This is a genomic window from Streptomyces sp. NRRL WC-3742 (assembly GCF_000720635.1).
Classification (GTDB): Bacteria; Actinomycetota; Actinomycetes; order Streptomycetales; family Streptomycetaceae; genus Kitasatospora.
This window is the reverse complement of the sequence record NZ_JOCF01000003.1, coordinates 253,830-271,245: the sequence shown is the minus strand read 5'-3', so window position 1 is coordinate 271,245 and position 17,416 is coordinate 253,830. Positions and strand designations below refer to the sequence as shown.

At 71.5% G+C, this 17,416-nt stretch carries 17 protein-coding genes and 2 pseudogenes; 16 read left to right on the top strand and 3 right to left on the bottom strand.

Annotated features, from left to right (window positions below; translation table 11 throughout):
- Positions 1-201: 201 nt before the first annotated feature.
- The 3 genes from IH61_RS47625 (at position 202) to IH61_RS50150 (ending at position 2,192) form a co-directional block, all read left to right on the top strand.
- Complete coding sequence (locus tag IH61_RS47625) at positions 202-507, top strand: hypothetical protein (protein ID WP_051836182.1); 306 nt, start codon at positions 202-204, stop codon at positions 505-507.
- A gap of 292 nt (positions 508-799) precedes the next feature.
- Positions 800-2,032 carry an ISAs1 family transposase gene (locus IH61_RS42485; protein WP_051836181.1) on the top strand — a complete coding sequence of 411 codons (1,233 nt, stop codon included), beginning with the start codon at positions 800-802 and terminating at the stop codon, positions 2,030-2,032.
- Entirely contained in the window at positions 1,920-2,192 is a 273-nt protein-coding gene (locus IH61_RS50150) for a DUF6193 family natural product biosynthesis protein (RefSeq protein WP_420713823.1), read from the top strand. The genes IH61_RS42485 and IH61_RS50150 overlap by 113 nt, the downstream gene beginning before the upstream one ends.
- 258 nt (positions 2,193-2,450) lie before the next feature.
- Here the strand turns inward: IH61_RS50150 and IH61_RS48105 are convergent.
- The 3 genes and pseudogenes from IH61_RS48105 to IH61_RS0103570 form a co-directional block, all read right to left on the bottom strand.
- Positions 2,451-2,681 (bottom strand): annotated as a pseudogene (locus IH61_RS48105) (phytanoyl-CoA dioxygenase family protein); the annotation flags it as partial.
- A gap of 212 nt (positions 2,682-2,893) precedes the next feature.
- Positions 2,894-3,760: a nucleotidyltransferase family protein gene (locus IH61_RS0103575; RefSeq protein ID WP_031064701.1), complete on the bottom strand. Its 867-nt coding sequence runs from the start codon at positions 3,758-3,760 to the stop codon at positions 2,894-2,896.
- Between the two features lie 67 nt (positions 3,761-3,827).
- Positions 3,828-4,367, bottom strand: a complete 540-nt coding sequence (locus IH61_RS0103570) for an NUDIX hydrolase (protein ID WP_031064698.1) — start codon at positions 4,365-4,367, stop codon at positions 3,828-3,830.
- Between the two features lie 206 nt (positions 4,368-4,573).
- On the opposite strand from IH61_RS0103570, the pseudogene IH61_RS50145 reads away from it, so the two are divergent.
- The 13 genes and pseudogenes from IH61_RS50145 to IH61_RS0103500 all read left to right on the top strand — a co-directional run.
- A pseudogene (locus IH61_RS50145) lies at positions 4,574-4,777 on the top strand (helix-turn-helix domain-containing protein); the annotation flags it as partial.
- 51 nt (positions 4,778-4,828) lie between these two features.
- Positions 4,829-5,761: a hypothetical protein gene (locus IH61_RS0103565; protein ID WP_234327004.1), complete on the top strand. Its 933-nt coding sequence runs from the start codon at positions 4,829-4,831 to the stop codon at positions 5,759-5,761.
- Between the two features lie 467 nt (positions 5,762-6,228).
- Positions 6,229-6,582, top strand: coding sequence for a VOC family protein (locus IH61_RS0103560; protein WP_199823260.1), 354 nt, complete (start codon positions 6,229-6,231; stop codon positions 6,580-6,582).
- Positions 6,583-6,733: 151 nt separating this feature from the next.
- Entirely contained in the window at positions 6,734-7,396 is a 663-nt protein-coding gene (locus tag IH61_RS0103555) for a response regulator (RefSeq protein ID WP_031064692.1), read from the top strand.
- 145 nt (positions 7,397-7,541) lie between these two features.
- The gene (locus IH61_RS0103550; RefSeq protein WP_234327003.1) at positions 7,542-8,747 is read left to right on the top strand and encodes a sensor histidine kinase; all 1,206 of its coding nucleotides are present in this window, start codon (positions 7,542-7,544) and stop codon (positions 8,745-8,747) included.
- A 127-nt stretch (positions 8,748-8,874) separates the two neighbouring features.
- Entirely contained in the window at positions 8,875-9,258 is a 384-nt protein-coding gene (locus IH61_RS0103545; RefSeq protein WP_031064688.1) for a hypothetical protein, read from the top strand.
- A gap of 41 nt (positions 9,259-9,299) precedes the next feature.
- Positions 9,300-10,220: an ATP-binding cassette domain-containing protein gene (locus IH61_RS0103540; RefSeq protein WP_031064686.1), complete on the top strand. Its 921-nt coding sequence runs from the start codon at positions 9,300-9,302 to the stop codon at positions 10,218-10,220.
- Between the two features lie 47 nt (positions 10,221-10,267).
- The gene (locus IH61_RS0103535) at positions 10,268-11,860 is read left to right on the top strand and encodes a hypothetical protein (protein ID WP_234327010.1); all 1,593 of its coding nucleotides are present in this window, start codon (positions 10,268-10,270) and stop codon (positions 11,858-11,860) included.
- 129 nt (positions 11,861-11,989) lie between these two features.
- Positions 11,990-12,763: a glycosyltransferase family 2 protein gene (locus IH61_RS0103530; RefSeq protein WP_031064682.1), complete on the top strand. Its 774-nt coding sequence runs from the start codon at positions 11,990-11,992 to the stop codon at positions 12,761-12,763.
- A gap of 610 nt (positions 12,764-13,373) precedes the next feature.
- On the top strand, positions 13,374-13,610 hold the full coding sequence (locus tag IH61_RS0103525; protein ID WP_158844611.1) for a hypothetical protein: 237 nt from the start codon (positions 13,374-13,376) through the stop codon (positions 13,608-13,610).
- 410 nt (positions 13,611-14,020) lie between these two features.
- A complete protein-coding gene (locus IH61_RS44135) occupies positions 14,021-15,391 on the top strand; it encodes an NUDIX hydrolase (protein ID WP_051836180.1) in 1,371 nt (456 codons plus the stop codon).
- Entirely contained in the window at positions 15,388-15,963 is a 576-nt protein-coding gene (locus tag IH61_RS0103505) for a kinase (RefSeq protein WP_031064676.1), read from the top strand. The genes IH61_RS44135 and IH61_RS0103505 overlap by 4 nt, the downstream gene beginning before the upstream one ends.
- 252 nt (positions 15,964-16,215) lie before the next feature.
- Positions 16,216-17,415 carry a hypothetical protein gene (locus tag IH61_RS0103500; protein WP_051836179.1) on the top strand — a complete coding sequence of 400 codons (1,200 nt, stop codon included), beginning with the start codon at positions 16,216-16,218 and terminating at the stop codon, positions 17,413-17,415.
- Position 17,416 lies beyond the last annotated feature (1 nt).

The window sequence follows — 17,416 nt, the reverse complement described above, 5'->3', positions numbered from 1 at the left end:
CCATCGCGACCCGCTGTTGATCAGGCCGCATCGACGTCATCGAGTACGGGCCGATCAGCGGCGAGCAGAGCTTTGCCCCCGCCACCAAGCTGGACGCCGCCACCCTGACCAAGGACATCCCGCTCCTCCTGCTCACCCCGGTCGAGCCTGTCCCGCGCGGTCCTGCCCGAGTGGGCCGAGCGCGGCGACGGCGCGCTCCTGATGACCACCGGCCACACCGCCGTCGCGCCGCGGCCGTACATGAGCGGCGTCGGCCCGCTCGTGTCCGCCGCCCGCAACTGGCTGTACTCCCTCAACGGCGAGCTCGCCGGCATCGGCGCCTACGCGGGCACCCTGTCCATCGCGGCCTTCATCGCCCGCAGCGAGATGGGCGAGCTGGCCACCTCCGCGATGCCCGACCAGGTCGGCCCGCTCGTCGACCCGGACGACCGCGCCGAGCACTACTGGGGCTTGTACACCAAGCGCGACCGCATCGAGCAGATCCACCCCCAGCCGGACGCCGGGTAACCCCAGCCCGGGCCCCCCGCCACCACGGCCCGGGTCATCCCTCGGCGACGAGCACCCTGCGTACAGGCCAGTCCTCCGGTGGTGTGTCCAACTGGCCGTCCGTGCGGACCGCCCACCAGCGGGGAACCCGCGGCCGTACGCGGGGAGGGGATCTTGGCCGCTGTCATCACCACGACTGAAGCCCGTGCCTGCCCGATCATCATCGCCCATCCCCGCCGGCCTGGGCCGACTCGCCACCGGCCGCCCTGCCGAGCCAGGAAAACACTCGCAGCTGCTGGACTGCCTCGCGACCGTGCCCGATCCACGTAGGGCCAAGGGGCGCCGCCACCCCCTCGCCTTCGTCCTCGCACTCGCCGCGTGCGCGGTACTGGCCGGCGCGAAATCCCTGACTGCGATCGCGGAATGGGCCGCTGACGCCCCGGCCGCCGTGCTCACCGTCCTCGGCGGCCCGAGCCGCGAACCCGCCGGGCCCACCGCCCCGACCGAAGCCACCGTACGCCGGATCCTTCAGCGCGTGGATGGCGACGCCCTCGACGCGGCGATCGGCGCCTGGCTCGCTGCCCGCTCCCCCGACCGCCCGCCACCCGACCAGGACCTCGGCAGACACGCCTGCCGCTCGCTGGCCGTGGACGGCAAGACCGTTCGCGGCGCGCGCCGCACCGACGGCACCCAGGTCCACCTGCCGGCCGCGATGACCGGGACCGGCCTGGTCACCGCCCAGCGCGAGGTCGGCTCCAAGACCAACGAAATCACCGTCTTCAAGCCCATGCTCGCGCCGCTCGACCTGACCGACACGGTGGTCACGTTCGACGCCCTGCACTCCCAGAGCGGCCATGCCCGCTTCCTGATCGAGGAGAAGAACACCCACTACATCGCCGTGATCAAGGGGAATCAGCCGTTGCTGCACCAGCAGCTGAAGCAACTGCCCTGGCGGGACGTTCCGCTGCTGGACGAGACCCGCGCCACCGAACACGGCCGGGACGAGATTTGCCGAGTCAAGACCTGCACCAAGACCCGCGGCCTCGGCTTCCCCACGCCGTCCAGGCGGTGCAGATCGTGCGCCGCCGCCGGACAGTCAACTGCTCGGCGTGGCGGGCCCGCAGGGCGCTCGCCTGGTCGAGCAACTGCTCGACGAGCCACCGCGAGCGGATGCCTGGTCACAGAAGTGGAAGTCGTCGAGCAGCAGGACGGTGCCGACGGCGTCCCGGCCGCGGTCACGCAGGGCCCGCACCACGTCGTGCCCGGATTCGGTGTCCCAGGGAACGGCGTCGGGGCCGTCCGCAGCGGCCCGGGCCGCCCAGGCATCCCGGAAGACCTGGTAGGGCTTGGCGTGCTGGCTCTCCGCTCGGGCGCGCAGGACGGTTGCGCCGCGTCCTGCGGCCGGCCGGGCGAGGAGTTGCAGCAGGGCGGTCTTGCCCCACTCCGAACCGAAGCTCCGCAGGCTCTACCCCTTCACGAGCCACTGGGCGTTGAGCTTCTCCAACACGCCCAACTACCCGTTCTTCCCACCCTTCGTGTCGCTTGACTCACCCCGGGGAACCGGCGACTACACCATCAGAGAGTGGTGGAACGGCCCCATCCTGCACCACGTCACCACAGCCGCCGAAGCGATCGCCATCGCCGTCAGCCGGATCCCCGCCGACCTGCTACAGGCACCTTCTGAGTACCCTGCACGAAACTCCTGAGAGCGACACCAGCGGCCCAAAAGGTGGTCAGGACGCCAGCAGGACTCTCTTCCGCAACAGGCCGAAGCCGGCCCGGCCATACGTTTGGCGCTTGATCATTTCGATCCGGTTGACGTGACCTACGATGCCGGAGCTCCAGGGCAGTGTCAGGCCCGCGGTGACGGCCTGGTCGCCGAGGCTGACGAGTTCCGGGTGCTCGTCCAGCCAGGTGCCGCCGCCATCGGGCTGGGGAACGCCGACGTAGGGGGCGTGGTGGGACCCGGGGACAATCCAGGTGCAGCCGGTGTCGACCGTAGCATCCTCGATGTACAGGACGGCGGTGAGCAGGCCGCGGGTGGGCTGGAGGATGTCGCGGTGCAGCCGCACCTCCTGGGTGCCGGGGGAGTTGATGGACCCCTGGTTGTGCCGGTTGAGGACGTAGACGATGTTGGGGCCGAGCAACGCGGTGAGCGGGCCGGTGAGGGCGGGGTGGGCGACGAGGCGGTGCATCAGGCCGGGGTCGTGCTGGTACAGCCGGTATGCCTTGGCCTGCCCGGCGGGCAGGCGGGCGGCGCGGGCGCGGACCAAGGTGGCGACATCGTCGAGGAGGTCGTGGGACAGGCCGGGGGCGGGCAGGCGCAGGTAGCCCTGGTCTCGGAAGTGGCGGGTCTGCTGCTCGGTCAGCGCGGCCGGGGTGGCGGGCACGGTGCTGTTCTCCTTCCTCAGGCGGCGGTGCGGCCGAAGGCGGCGAGGCGCTCGGGGGTGCCGAGGTCCGGAGCGGGGGCGCGGAGGTCGTAGGCGCCTACAGTGTGGCCCTGGCTGATCGCCCAGGGCATGAACTGCCGGTACAGGTCGGCCTCGCCAGGGCCGGCGAGGCGCTGGGCGTACTCCTCGAACAGGGCGCAGAACCGGCCGGGGGTGATGATGACGGCGCCGGCGCTGGTGGCCTGTCGCAGGTTCTGCCGGGTGCCGGCGGGCAGGGTGGCGTTGACGCCCTCCAGCGCGTGGACGACCTGCTCGCCGCCGGGGGACAGGAAGAGGCGGCCGGTGTTCTGAGCCCCGGGCCCCGGGCTGGTGGTGACGGTCCAGGTGACGGCGGCCGGGCGGGCGCGGTGTGCGGCGACGGCGGCGGGCAGCAAGGCGACCGGGATGAGGGTGTCGGCGGGCAGGAGCACGGCCAGTGGGGTGTCGGGAAGGTTGGCCAGGGCGGCGTAGGCGGCTCCGGCGGTACCGAGAGGCTGGTGCTCGCGGTGGATGGTCAGCTCCACCTGCCGGGCGCAGTGGGTGTGGGCGTACGCCTCGACGTCCTGGGCGCCGGTGGCGGGGTCGGAGCTGGTGAGCACCGCGATGCGGCGCACGCCGATGGCGATGAGCTGGGTCAGGGCGTGGCCGAGCATCGGCATCGGACCGTTGGTGGTGTCGATCGGCACGAGGACCTTCGGCGTGGACCGCAGCTCGGGGTCGTGGGCGGCGCGCAGCCGGGTGCCTCGGCCGCCGGCCAGGACCAGGGCGACGGCGCGCTCGGGCAGGCGGATCAGGGTGCTGGTGTAGTACTGGACGGTGGTGGGGGTGGTGCTCCGTTCGGTCACGGGGGTCCTCCCGGGTGGCGGGTGGGCGTGGTGTGGTCGGCCCGACCCCCATGCCGCTGCTCTCCGGCTACAGGAGCTGGAGGTGGTCGAGGGCGAGGTAGGCCGCGGCGGCGTCGGTCATCGCTCCCTGGCGCAGCACGCGGTCGCGGAACTCGGCCAGGGGGAGGGTGACGACGTCGATGAACTCGGTGCGTTCCGGAGTGGGTTCGGTGACGCGCACGCAGTCGGTGGCGAGGAAGGCGAAGCGGCGGACAGTGGAGTAGGCGTCGTGCCAGTAGGAGCCGATCTCGGTGATCGTGCCCTGGTAGCCGGTCTCCTCCAGCAGTTCCCGGGCGATGGCGGCTGCGGCCTGCTCGCCCGGCTCGATGAAGCCGCCGGGGAGTTCGTGCAGGACACGCTCGGGGCCAGGCCGGTATTGGCGGGCGAGGATGACGTGCCGGTCGGGGGTGAGGGCGAGCACGGCGCCTGCCGGTCGCTCGCACTTGAGGTAGAACTGCTCCTTCCGTCCATCGGGCATCTCGAAGTCGACCTGGTCGACGGATCGCCCGAACTTGCTGAACACGGTGGTGCGTTCGATCTCGCGCCACGGCGCGGTGGTGTCGGTCATGCGAGGACTGTACGGGCCCGCTGCGGTGCGGCGCGGAGGTCCGGCGAGGTCCGCTGGACGGCGCCAGGTGGCCGGGTGGGGCATCTCCAGGAGACCACCTGATCGGGTGACCGCGGCAGGGCATTTCAGTGGGCAGTCCTCAGCCCGGCCGATACGCTGGATCCTCGCCCTGCGACAGAGGTTGGGGGTGGGGTGCAGTGACGAACATGCTGTTCAGGAACGCACGCCGCGCACTGGGCCTGACACAGCGACAGGTCGCCGAGCGTATGAGATTCCACGTCGAAGGGCTGACCGGACGAGATTCCGCGTTTGACGGCAGCTACGTTTCGCGCCTAGAACGGGGCCGCATCACGTGGCCGCACGAGCCCTACCGCCAGGCCGTCTGCCAGGTCCTGGGTGCGGGCTCACCGGCCGAACTGGGCCTGCTGCCTAGGCAGTTCCTCCCCGATCACCCCGATGAGGTGAGTACCTCGCTCCGCCGAGACGTACTGACGGCCGCCATGGCGGCGCTGTTGCCCGCCGGCCACACGCCGACCCGCCTGCGCGCGGGCGACATCGCCAAGCTCCAGCAGCGAACCGCCCTGCTGGAGCGCGCCGACCGCCGCGAAGGAGGAAGAGCCGTTCACGGCCTCGCACTTCGCGAGCTGCGCCAGGCAGTCGAACTCACGGAGGCATCGACCACCCCGGAGGTTCGCACGGCGCTCCTCGGAGCCATCGCCCGCCTGGCCAACCTCACCGCCTGGGCCGCCTTCGACGCTGGCCGGTTCGCCCAGGCCCGTCCGCTGTTCCGCCTCGGCCTGGCCACCGCCCGCGAGCACGGCGACACGGGGCTGCTGTGCCACGTGGCGACCAACGCGGCCCGCCAGGAGATCCACCTGCGCCGCTCCGCGGAGGCTCTGGAGCTCGCCGCCCAAGCAGGCGGGCGGCTGCCCGCGGCAGCGCGGGCGATGCTCGCCTCCGTCCGCGCCCAGGCGTACGCCGTGGACGGCGACGAGCAGCAGATGGCGCGACACCTGCTGGTCGCTGAACGTGCTTACGGGCGCGTCGGCGACCCCGCCTCGGGACCGGCCTGGACGAACACCATCACCCCCGCCAAGATCGGCAGCGACGGCGGCTTCGCCCTCTACCTGCTCTCCGCCTCCACCGGCCGCTACGACCCCCAGGTCGTCACCGACCTGCGCCGCGCTGCCGAGGCCGACACCGCCCAGGTCCGCGTGCGGGCCATGGCCACGGCCAGGCTGGCCACAGTGCTCTACCGGCAGGGCAACCGCGCCGAAGCCGATCACCATGCAGCCCTGGCAACCCGGCTCGCCCCTTCCGTGGGCTCCGCACGTCTGGACTCCGCCCTCACCGAGATGCGTACCGCCGCTGGATCCCCCATCGGAGCGCACTGAATCGCGCCCGACGCAGCGCGGTCGCGGCCCGCACCCGGACCGCGCGGCCGCCGGTACCGGGGCCGAGCTGGTCGAGCCAGACGCGGGAATCGGTCGGACACAGCTGACTCGAACGAAGCAGCCGGTCCGCTCCTGCTGGCCCTCCTCGGCCTTGCTCACGATGTGACCGCTTGTCATTTTACGGATGGTGCAGGGATGGAGAAGGTGACGCCACCCATCCCACCACCCCGTCCGAGGGGACCTTCATGTTGTTGAACGCCATCACGGACGGCTTCTTCCGGTCCGGCCCGCAGCGGGACCAGCCCGGCCCGGACCCGGCCGGGGAACGGATCGGCGAGAGCCTGTGCGAGCACGGCGTCACTGGCGGGCCCCGGCGCGGACGGGGGCAACAGAGGCACGTCGTCAGCGCCGTCTCTGCCGGTGGCGGCTTTGCGGGGAGGGCCGCCGGTCTGCCTATGCTCAGGCCCATGGCACTGGAATGGGAACAAATCATGGTCGACTCCGCCGACCCGATCGCTCTCGGGCATTGGTGGGCCGAGGCTCTCGGCTGGGTTGTGGTGGACGAAACCGAGGAGATCATCGAGATCCGGCCTGAGCCGGACCGGATGCCGGGCCTGCTCTTCGTGACCGTCCCCGAGGGCAAGACGTCGAAGAACCGGCTCCACCCCGACTTCCGCCCCGACGACCAGGAGGCCGAGGTCGCCCGGCTGCTCTCCCTCGGTGCCCGGCGCGTCGACACCGTGCAGGACGGGCAGCACTGGGTGACACTCCTCGACCCGGAGGGCAACGAGTTCTGCGTCCTGAGTGCTCCCAGGAGCTGAGCGGGGACCAGGGCATCGCGACACCGCGGCGCACTGCAGCGGCTTCTGCGCCGGGCCGGGTCGAGCTCCGTGACGAGGCGCTGCTCGACCTGGTCCGGCACACGCCGGGACCGGATAACCCCGGTCGGCCGGTATGACAGAATTCCCGGCTGTGACCATTCGGCTACTGCTCGCGGACGACCAGGAGATGGTCCGTCGCGGCATGCGGCGGATCCTCGAGCACCAGCCGGACATGGAGGTCGTCGGCGAAGCTGCGGACGGCGTCGCCGCCGTGGAAGCGGCGCGCCGGCTCCGGCCCGATGTGGCGCTGGTGGACATCCGGATGCCGCGCATGGACGGTCTGGAGGTGGTCCGCCTGATCGCCGGCCCGTCGGCGGCGAACCCGATCAAGGTCGTCGTCGTCACCACCTTCGATCTCGACGAGTACGTGTACCCGGCGCTGCGCCACGGCGCCTCCGGATTCCTGCTCAAGCGCTCGGGTCCGGCGCTGCTGGTCGAGGCGGTCCGGGCCGCGGTGGCGGGCGACAGTCTGATCAGTCCGTCCATCACGGTCCGGTTGCTCAAACACGTCACCGGTGCCCGGCCGGGTGGCCCGACCTTGGTCGATCCGCTCACCGACCGGGAGACGGAGATCGCCGGAAAGGTGGCCGAGGGGATGACCAACGCCGATATCGCCGGGGAGCTGTTCATCTCGGCGGGCACGGTGAAGACCCATGTGGCCAGCATTCAGCGCAAGTTGGGCGTCAGGAACCGGGTCGGAATCGCCGTGCGCGCCTTCGAGATGGGATATGCGACCGGTCGATTGGCCGAGTGAGGGACTCCTTCGGCCCGTGGCGGGGGTGCCGACCGGCCGTCGTGCCGTGCGGACACGTCCGAGGATCTACCGAACGGCAGATGCCTGATCGACGGTCATCTGCCCGGGGGCGTACCGGTTCTGCGCCGTGCGTAGGCTCGGCCCCGTGCAGACCGAACTGATGCCTGACTCGCGTCGCCGCCGCACGGTGTGCGCGACGGCGGCGATCCTGGTCGCGGCTCCGGCGGCGATCGCCCCACCGAGTGTGTGGATCGTGGCCCTGGTCGCCGTCCTGGCGATGACGGTCGCGATGCTGCGCCGGCCGCTGGGCCCGGCCTCCCCGGTCCTGGCGGCCGGCCTGGTCGCGGCGTTCTCGATCGCGGTCGACATCGGCTACGCCGGTCGGCAGGGGTTCGTGCTGCCGTGGCTCCCGTTCGAGTTCGCTTCCGTGCTGGTGCTGGTCGGGCGGGTGATCCGGCGGGCGGACGTCCGCCGCGCGGCGGTGGTCGGCTCGGCGCTGACCCTGACGCTGCTGGCGCTCCCCCTACGCTTCACCCTCCGGCTGCCGCAGGCGGTGCTCGCGCCTTCCGTGGTCGCCGTCGCGATGGCGATGTTCCCGGCGGCCGGCGCCGTGGGCGTCGGGCTCTACCTGCGGGCGAACGACGACCGCCGGGCCCGCGCGGTCCGGCGGGCCCGCCGAGAACAGCGGCTCGAAGTGGCGAGGGACCTCCACGACTTCGTCGCCCACGAGGTGACCGGCATCCTGCTGGAGGTGCAGGCGGCCCAGGTCGACGCGTACGACGAGGAGCAGGTCAGGGAACTGCTGGGCAGGCTGGAGGCGGCCGGCCTGCGGGCGCTGGACTCGATGGACCACACCCTGCGGACCCTGCGCGACCCGGAGACGTCGGCCGCCGCCGAACCGCCGCCGACCAAGGTCCGCGGCCTCGCCGACCTGCCGGAGCTGGTCGACCGCTTCCTGGCCTCGGGCGTCATCGGCGGCGCCCTCGACCTGGAGCCGGGCCTGGCCGGTACGGCGCCACGCGAGATCGAGGACGCGGCGTACCGGGTCGTCCTGGAGGCACTGACCAACGTCCGGCGGCACGCCCCGGGCACCGACCGGCTGGAGGTGGAGGTGGTCCGTACCCCCGGCCCCGCCCTTCGAGTGACCGTCACCGACAGCGGACGCCAGGACGGCTCCGGCGGCCTCGCGGCCCGCCGCCCCGGTGGCGGCGGCACCGGCCTGGCCGGCCTGACCGAGCGGATCACCGCCCTCGGCGGCGACCTGACCGCCGGCCCGCACGCCGGGGGCTGGCGCGTCCGGGGCGTGCTGCCGCTGCGTCCCGACCTGACGGACCGGAAGGACTGGACCTGACCTAGCCAGCGAGTCAACGGGTCAGGCCCGAACTCGGGCCGCAATATCTGCCGAACGGCAGATGGCAGCTGGGCGTGGATCGGCGAATCTTTCAAGCATTCCCGATCCCAACTTCCCGGAGGAACCGGTGCTCTCGCGCAAGAAAGCCGCACCCGCCCTGCTCGCCCTCGCCCTCGCCGCTCTGGTCCCGCTCACCGCCTGCGCCAAGGCCGGGGACGCCACGCCCGAGGACAGGACCTTCGAGTTCAGTGGCAAGAGCCTGAACGTCAAGTCGCACGGCATCCCCACCGACCTCGTCCCGGCCGACCGCAAGGACGTCAAGGTCACCCGCTGGTTCGACGTCGGCCCCAAGGTCGGCACCACCAAGGAACTCTGGCAACTGGAGGACGGCACGCTCGAGCTCCGCGCGGGGTGCAACGGACTGGCCAACTGCGACGCCAAGTTCCGGGTGGAGGTGCCGCGCGGAGTCGCCGTGACGCGCGACGGCAAAGCGACGGATCTGAAGGGCTGAGGCCGACCGGCCCGACGGGGAAGAGGGGGAAGAAGACGACAATGCTCGAACTGATCGACATCACCAAGGTGTACAAGGGCGGCAAGGGCGGCAAGGGTGGCAAGCGCGCCGTCGACGGCATGACGATGCACCTGAACCCGGGCCTGCTGGGCCTGCTGGGGCCCAACGGCGCCGGCAAGTCCTCGCTCATGAGGATCATGTCCACGGTCACCAGGCCCACCAGCGGCCAGGTCCGCTACCAGGGCACCGACGTGCTCGCCGACCCGGACCGCCTTCGTCGCGAACTCGGCTACCTGCCACAGGACTTCGGGGCCTACCCGAACCTGACCTCGCGGGAGTTCCTCTCCTACCTGGCGGCCGCCAAGGGCCTGTCCGCACGCTCCGCCAAGGCCCGGATCGACGAGCTGCTCCAGTTGGTCAACCTGACCGAGGCGGTCAAGCGCCCGCTCGGCACGTACTCCGGCGGCATGCTCCGCCGGGTCGGCATCGCCCAGGCCCTGCTGGCCGACCCCAAGGTGATCGTGGTCGACGAGCCGACGGCCGGTCTGGACCCGGAGGAGCGGGTGCGCTTCCGCAACCTGCTCAGCGACCTCGCGGCCGACCGGGTCGTGATGCTCTCCACCCACATCGTCTCGGACGTCGAGTCGGTCGCCTCCGACATCGCCGTGGTCGCCCAGGGGCGGCTGCTGCGCCGCGGAGCCCCCGACGACCTGCTCCGCGAGGTCGACGGGCAGGTCTGGGAGGTCATGGTCGCCCCCGCCGAGGTCCCGGCCGTCCAGGCCCGGCACGTGGTCAGCCGCACGATGCGGACCGCGAACGGGGTACGGCTGCGGCTGCTCGCCCCCGCCCCGCCGACCCGGGACGCCGCCCGGGTCCCGCCCGACCTCGAGGACGCCTACCTGGGCATCGTCCACCGGTCCGCCGCGCGGACTCCCGCCTCGCAACAGGCGGTGGGACGGTGACAGTGCGCACGCTCGCCGGGCTGGCGGTCGGCGACTTCCGCGACCGGATGCGTCGACCGGCGTACGCGGTGACCCTGCTGGCCGCGATCGGGCTCGGCTACCTGGCCGTCCCCGACGTGGACAGCACATGGGTGATCATGGACGTCGGCGGCAACCGGGGCATCTACAACAGCGCCTACGTCGGCGCGGTCACCGCCCTGGCAGGGGCGCTCTGGCTCACCTTCGGCGGCTTCTACGTGGTGCGCGGCGGCATCGCGCGGGACGAGACCGGCCGGGTCGGCCAGATCCTCGCCGCCACCCCGCTGCGCACCTCCGGCTACCTGACCGCCAAGTTCCTGAGCAACCTGCTGGTGCTCGCCTCGATGATCGGCGTGCTGGCGGTCACCGCACTGCTGATGCAGCTGGCCCGCGGGGAGAACCGCTCGGTCGACCCGGTCGCCCTGGCCGAGCCGTTCCTGCTCCTCTCGCTGCCGGTGATGGCGCTGACCGCCGCGGCCGCGATCCTGTTCGAGACGGTGCCGCTGCTACGGGCCGGCTTCGGGAACGTGGTCTGGTTCGTGCTGGCCGTGGTGATCTCGATCGGCGGCCAGTCGGGCTCCGCGCCCTTCGGCGGCCTCGGTGTGCACCACGTCGCGCAGTCGATGAACACGGCGATGGGCAATCAGCACCTGCAGTCCGGCGAGGACGGATTCAGCCTCGGCCTCACCAAGGTGAGCAAGCCGCTGGGCACCTTCCTCTGGGACGGCTTCGACCTGTCCGCAGGGTTCGTCCTCGCCCGGGTGGTGCTGGTCCTGCTGGCCTTCGCGATGGCGCTGCTCCCGGCGCTCTGGTTCCCCCGCTTCGACCCGGCCCGCGCTGCCGGTTCCCTACCCCCGGCCAAGTCGTCGGCGGCAAAGGACTCATCCACCGCCACGGCGGCCGAGCCGTTCGGCACCGATGCGCCGGCGCCTGCTCCCGGCTCCACCTGGTCCACCTGGTCCACCTGGTCCACCGCCCCGGGCGCGCTGCCGCGGACCGAGCCGACCCGGGCCGGGGCCTTCGGCCGGCTGCTGGTCGGCGAGGTCCGGATCCTGCTGCAGGGGATCTCCCCCTGGTGGTGGGCGGTCGCCGACGCGCTCACCGTGGCCGGCTTCGCCCTGCCGATCGGCACCGTGACCGGACTGCTGCTGCCCTGCGTATGGCTCTGGCCGGTGCTGATCTGGTCGCGACTGGGCAGCCAGCAGGTCGAGAACGACCTGGAGGTCCTGCTCGGCGCCTATCCGACGGCCCGACGCAGGCTGCTGGCCGAGTGGGCGTCCGGGCTGGTGCTCACCGCGGTGACGGGCATCTCCCCGCTGCTGCGGATGCTGGCCGCCGGTGACGGTGCGGGCGTGGCCTGCTGGTTCGGGGGCGTGCTGTTCATCCCCTCGCTCGCCATGTCCCTGGGCGTGGTCAGCCGCACCCACCGGGTCTTCCAGGCGGTCTACCTGCCCATCTGGTACGTCCTCGTCAACCACGTCGCGGCCCTGGACTTCATGGGCGCGGTCCGGGCGAACGGCAAGCCGGCCGGTCCCGCTCCGCTGCTGATCGCGGCGCTGTCCGCGGCGATGCTCGCGGTGGTGTTCCTGACGGGTTCGGCCCGGCGAAACGTCAAGGGATAGCCGGACCACCGATCTCCGCTGCTTGATACGGTGCAGGTCCACGTCGTAGCCGGTGACGCGGTGGCCCACCCCGGCGGCGCGTACGACGAGTTCATGACTACTCCGATCTGGATAAGGGAGCGTACCGCTGTGCCCCTGGTTTCCGTGGTGATGCCGGTCCACAACTCGGCGGCCACCCTCGGCGCGTCGGTGCGCTCCGTGCTCGCGCAGACCCACCCCGACGTGGAACTGCTGATCACCGACGACGCGTCCACGGACGGCTCCATGGACCTGCTGCAGGATCTGGCCCGCCAGGACGAGCGCGTGCGCCCGCAGGCGGCGGCCGAGCAGGGCGGCGCGGCCAGGGCCCGCAACCTCGCCATGGCACGGGCGCGCGGGGAGTACGTGGCGTTCCTGGACAGCGACGACATGTGGCTCCCGGAGAAGCTGGAGCGGCAACTCGCCTTCGCCGAGGCCGGGGACGCCCCGCTGACGTTCACCTCCTACTACAAGGTCGACGGCGACCACACGGGCGAGGCGGCCGCCTTCACCCCGAACGGGCGGGTGGTCGTGGCCCGGCCACGGGTCACGTACCGGGACATGCTGGTGCAGGACCACATCGGTGCCCTGACCGCGATGTACGACCGGGCGAAGCTGGGCCTGCGGCTGATGCCGGACATGCCCAAGCGCCAGGACTACGCCCTGTGGCTGGCGATCATGAGGGACGGTCACGCCGCCCGGGGCCTGCAGGAGCCGCTGGCGGTCTACAGGGCCGGCCGGGCGGGGTCGCTGTCGTCCAACAAACTGTCGTTGGTGGAGCACAACTGGGCGCTGTACCGCCGACACGAGCGGCTGTCACTGATGCGGTCGACGTTGGCGCTGGCCGGGGCGGCGGTGCACTCGGTGCGGAAGTCGCGCATCTAGGTGCTCGCTCACGGGACGGGGAGCTGGTGCGTGATCGCTGCCCGATGGTGCCCGACGCGGTCCCGAGCGGTGGCCGCGCCCTGAGCTTCGACCCCAGGGCGGACACCGGCCTGTCGGCGATCTCTGCGCATGCCCGTAGCCGTGCCATCATGTCGCATTCCAGGGACATTGGCCGAGATTCGTCGGAATCGCCCGGTAATGAATTCATGCGGTGTGGCGCCTCAAATTCCGCCGCATAATCCCGGCGGGCTCCGCATTCTGGATGAATCCGGATATGGCCCGCAGGTCGGAGGTGCCGCGACGGTGCCGCCAGTGGAGGAGGCGCAGCCTGTTCCGGGGTCGGGTGACCGTGGGACGGTCCAGGTCAGGGCCTGCCGGTGTGCGCGGCGCGTAGCGGTTTGCGTCGAAGGGATTCGCGTCCTCCCCTCGCGGTCCGGCCTCAGGGGCAGGTGAAATGCGCAGGCCGGACGTTTGTCGCCGCCAGCGGGTGGCCGAAATGCGGGGCGTGCGGCCGATATCGGGGGCTTGACCGTCGTCAGGGGTGGTCGACAGGCTGGGCGCCCAGGCGTGCGTCTACGTGAACGGGAACCAGGTGACTCCGTCCGTTCGCGTGACCAGCAACGGGTACCACGGCGTCTTCGTGAGCGGCGTGCTGAACGTCAACGGCGTGATCCAGGACGCATACAACGGCGGTCTGGTGACCGGTGCGGGCTGGAGCCATGAGTGGTTCGGTCCGACCGTCACCGTCGCGCTGAACGGTTCCACCTGGGTTCAGGGCCAGGGCACCATCTACATCGACAACCACCTGTACGGCGGTGTCTTCTCGAAGTCCATCTACGCGGGCTGAACCGCTACAGGCACGAAGCAGATCCGCGCAGCCATCCACCACGGCTGCGCGGATCTCGCGTTCGAGCTCCCCTGTGGATGGCCGGTTCCGCCAGGGCCCGGAAGCGGCCACGGGCAGAGCCAGGTCGCCGATCCGCGAACGCCCGCTCCGCCGGGTGCGGCGCGATTGTCAGCCCCCTGTGACACACTCCCCGGTTCGCCCTCAATCCCCCTGCTGGTTCGCCGAGTTGGGGACGTTCACCGGATCGTGTGGCTTCCGGGCCGACACGCCGACGCGGCCCGGCCGGGGCGCTTACGGTGAAGCACCTGCCCGAGCACCCGCATACGACGGCCGATCACCCGTGTGATCGCAGCCTCGCCATGCCCGAACCGGCCGTCCCGCACGGCCCCGGCGAACAAGGAGCACCTCCGGTGATCGACTTCCGTGTGCTGATCAGGCTGGCCGCCGACGAGGGCATCGAGCGCATCGCCGTCGGTGTGGTGGTCCGCGACGCCTCCGGGCAGGTGCTGATGATCCGCCGGGCCCCGCACGACGTGCTGCCCGGCCTGTGGGAGTACCCCGGCGGCTCCCTGGAGGACGGTGAGCCCGTACCGGCCGGCGCGGCCCGGGAGTTGGCCGAGGAGACCGGGCTCACCGGGGTGCTCGACTACGTGCGGCACCTGGACTTCACCGACCAGAACGGGCGGCAGGTACGGCAGTTCGTCTTCACCACCGAGGTACCGGACGGCACCCCGCTCGCCCTCTCCCCCGACCACGACGCCCCCCAGTGGGCCGACCCCGGCCGGCTGCCGCCGACCAGCGACGGGCAGCGATCGGTGATCGAGTGGCTCACCGGCCGCCTCGCCATCCCCGGGTGGCGGCCGGTCGGCGGCTACCTCACCACCATCGCCCGCCCCAGCGTCTACGGCAGCTTCCTCGTCACCGACCCACAGGGCCGCGTCCTCGGGATGCGCTCCGCCATCAACCCGGACGTGTGGAACTTCCCCGGCGGCAACGTCGAGCACGGCGAGACCCCCTTCACCACCGCCCTGCGCGAGGCGGAGGAGGAGATCGGCCTCGACCTCGCCGCCGAGAACCCCGAGGTCATCGCCCGCCGCCGCCTCGTCGCCGTCCTCCACCAGCAGGCCGGAACCGAGCACTACCCCGTCCCCGTCTGCAGCTATGTCTTCGACGGCGGCACCCTCACCCCCGACCAGCAGGCCCGCATCCGCCTCGACCCCGCCGAGCACACCGAGTGGCGCTTCGAGACGGCCCACAACTGGCGCGCCCACATGGACCCGGACCGCTACCGACGACTCCTGCAGATCCTGCGCGCCCACCGCTGCGGCCACCCGCTCTACCTCGAACGCCCGCAGCCCGCCGACGACTTCGAGGGCATCCTGGTCCTGGTCACCGACCCGGCCGGACGCCTGCTCATGCACCACCGCGACGACAAGCCCGGCATCGCCTGGCCCGGCCATTGGACCCCGATCGGCGGCTGGCGCGAGTCCGACGAGACGCCCGAGGAGACCGCCGCCCGCGAGGTCCGCGAGGAAGCGGGCATCGAGATCACCCGGGTACGGCCGGTACCCGGCCCCCAGCACGACCAGGTCTCCCCGTTCACCCGCGTCCTGCGCGCCCACTGGGACGGCCCCGACAGCGACCTTCGCCTCGGCGACGAGGGCCAGGCCGTACGCATGGTCCCCCTCGACGAAGTCCTCGCCCTCAAGGTCCCGCCCTACCTGCACCACTATCTGCCGCTGCTCGGGCACCGCCCGTCCGCCAGCGGAGGGCCCGCATGAACACCGCGAACCGGCCCGCCGCCGGGGCACCCACGGGCAGCTCGCAGACCCGGCTCGTGGTCGTCCGCGGCAACTCGGCATCGGGCAAGTCGTCGGTGGCCGCGGGCATCCGGGACCGGTTCGGCCGGGGCCTGGCCGTCGTCGCGCAGGACAACCTGCGCCGTACCGTGCTGCGCGAGCGGGACCGGCCCGGCGCGACCAACATCGGCCTGATCGACACCGTGGCCCGCTACTCCCTCGACCACGGCTACCACGTCGTCGTCGAAGGCATCCTGTACGCCGAGCACTACGGCGCGATGCTCGAACACCTGGTGGACGATCACCTCGGCGTCACCCGCCGCTACTACCTCGCCGTCCCGTTCGAGGAGACGCTGGTCCGGCACGCCTCGAAGGCCGACCCCGGACTGCCGGCTGCCGTCACCGAGCGGGAACTGCGCACCTGGTACCGCGAACTCGACGTCCTACCGGGCGGCATCGAGACCGTCATCGGCAGCGACAGCACCCTCCACGACACGGTCGAGCGCATCATGCGCGACACCGAACTCTCGCAACTTCCCGCGCACGACAACTAGGAGCTGTCCGGCCGATCATTGATGGCGTTCATCTGGCTGCTACTTGAGGAGCCTGCGGCGGCCTGAAGTTGATTGCCAGAGATCTGCCGCTGCGCGACCATCGTCGGATGGATACGGATGAGGGTCGGAAGCTGATTCGGGTCGTGCAGACGTGTTCTGCCTGCCCGTCGCACCGGCGAAAAACCCGGGTGATCATCTTTCCGATGAGCCGTAGGGTGGCCCGGTTCGGAAGGTTCAAGTACCGGAGGTCGGATGCGGGTCACGGAGTTCCTCGGCTGGAAGCGGGACCTCCCGCTGCGCTACCTGCTCGTCGAGGACAATTCCAGCCTGGAGGACACCGAACGCGTCGCGCTCCTCGCGCGCTGCGTCGACGTCGAGGGGCTGTACGTGGCGCCGGTACCGCCGCCCCGGGAGGTCGTCACTCTGCGCGGCTGCCCCCGTGACAGCCGGCTCGTCGCACTCGCCACCCGACCCGCTGCGGAGGACCGGCTGCTCGGTGACCTGGTCGTGGACGTCCTCGACGCGGACGACAGGACATCGCCGACGGACGTCGACCTCGTCGACGTTTCCGTCATCACCCACAGCCCCACGCCCGGTGACCCAGAGCGGATCGACCTGGTCCTGGGCGCCGGTGTCGCGAACACCATGTACAGGGCCCTGGCCGTGCCAGAGGCCCCGACTTCCTACCGCTTCAAAATCCGGTCGGCGCATCGATGGGGCGACGAACCGCTCGGCACATGCCTCGAAGCGCGGGGGCTGTACCCGCAGCGCCCCCCGCGGCCGGAGCCGATCCACCTGATCGGATGCGAGCCCACCGACGTGCTGCTGGAGCGGCTGAAGGACCCGCACCCCCGGCCTTGGGAGTGCGTGTGGCTGGTGACGTTGGACCGCAAAGGTCGGGTCATGTACCACCGCGGCGTCGACGTCGACATCGCCGACGTGCGGCCCTCCGTCGTGGGCAGCTCCCTGCTGGACCTCACGCTCGCGGACCGTCGCGACGACCGCCCGCCCCTGGAGGCCCGCGCGATTCACGAGACCTGGTACGACGGCGAACCGAGCCGGCCCAACCTCTGGGCACCGCTCACCACCCGGGGCCGTTACGCGTGGCTGCGGCTGACGACCAGTGGCCCGTACGGCCCCGGCATCGGCCGTTCCGGTGGCGAGTACCACCTCGACGGCCGCTTCGCCACCGACGTACCGGGCCTTCACCTGGCCATCGGCGAGGCCGTCCTCGGCCCCGGCCGGGAACTGGGCGGAGACCTCTTCTGGCTCCGGGACCGCCTCGGCGGCGGGCCAGCGGTCATTCCCCCGTTCACTTTGGTCTGGCACGATTCCGACATCGCCCGTCGTGCCTTCGCCGACCAGGCCGTCGAGTGCGGCGCGAGCAGCTCCTACTTCGACCGAGTCCTGGAGATCCTCGACGAGCGCGGTGTGACGGTCGTCCTGGACTAGG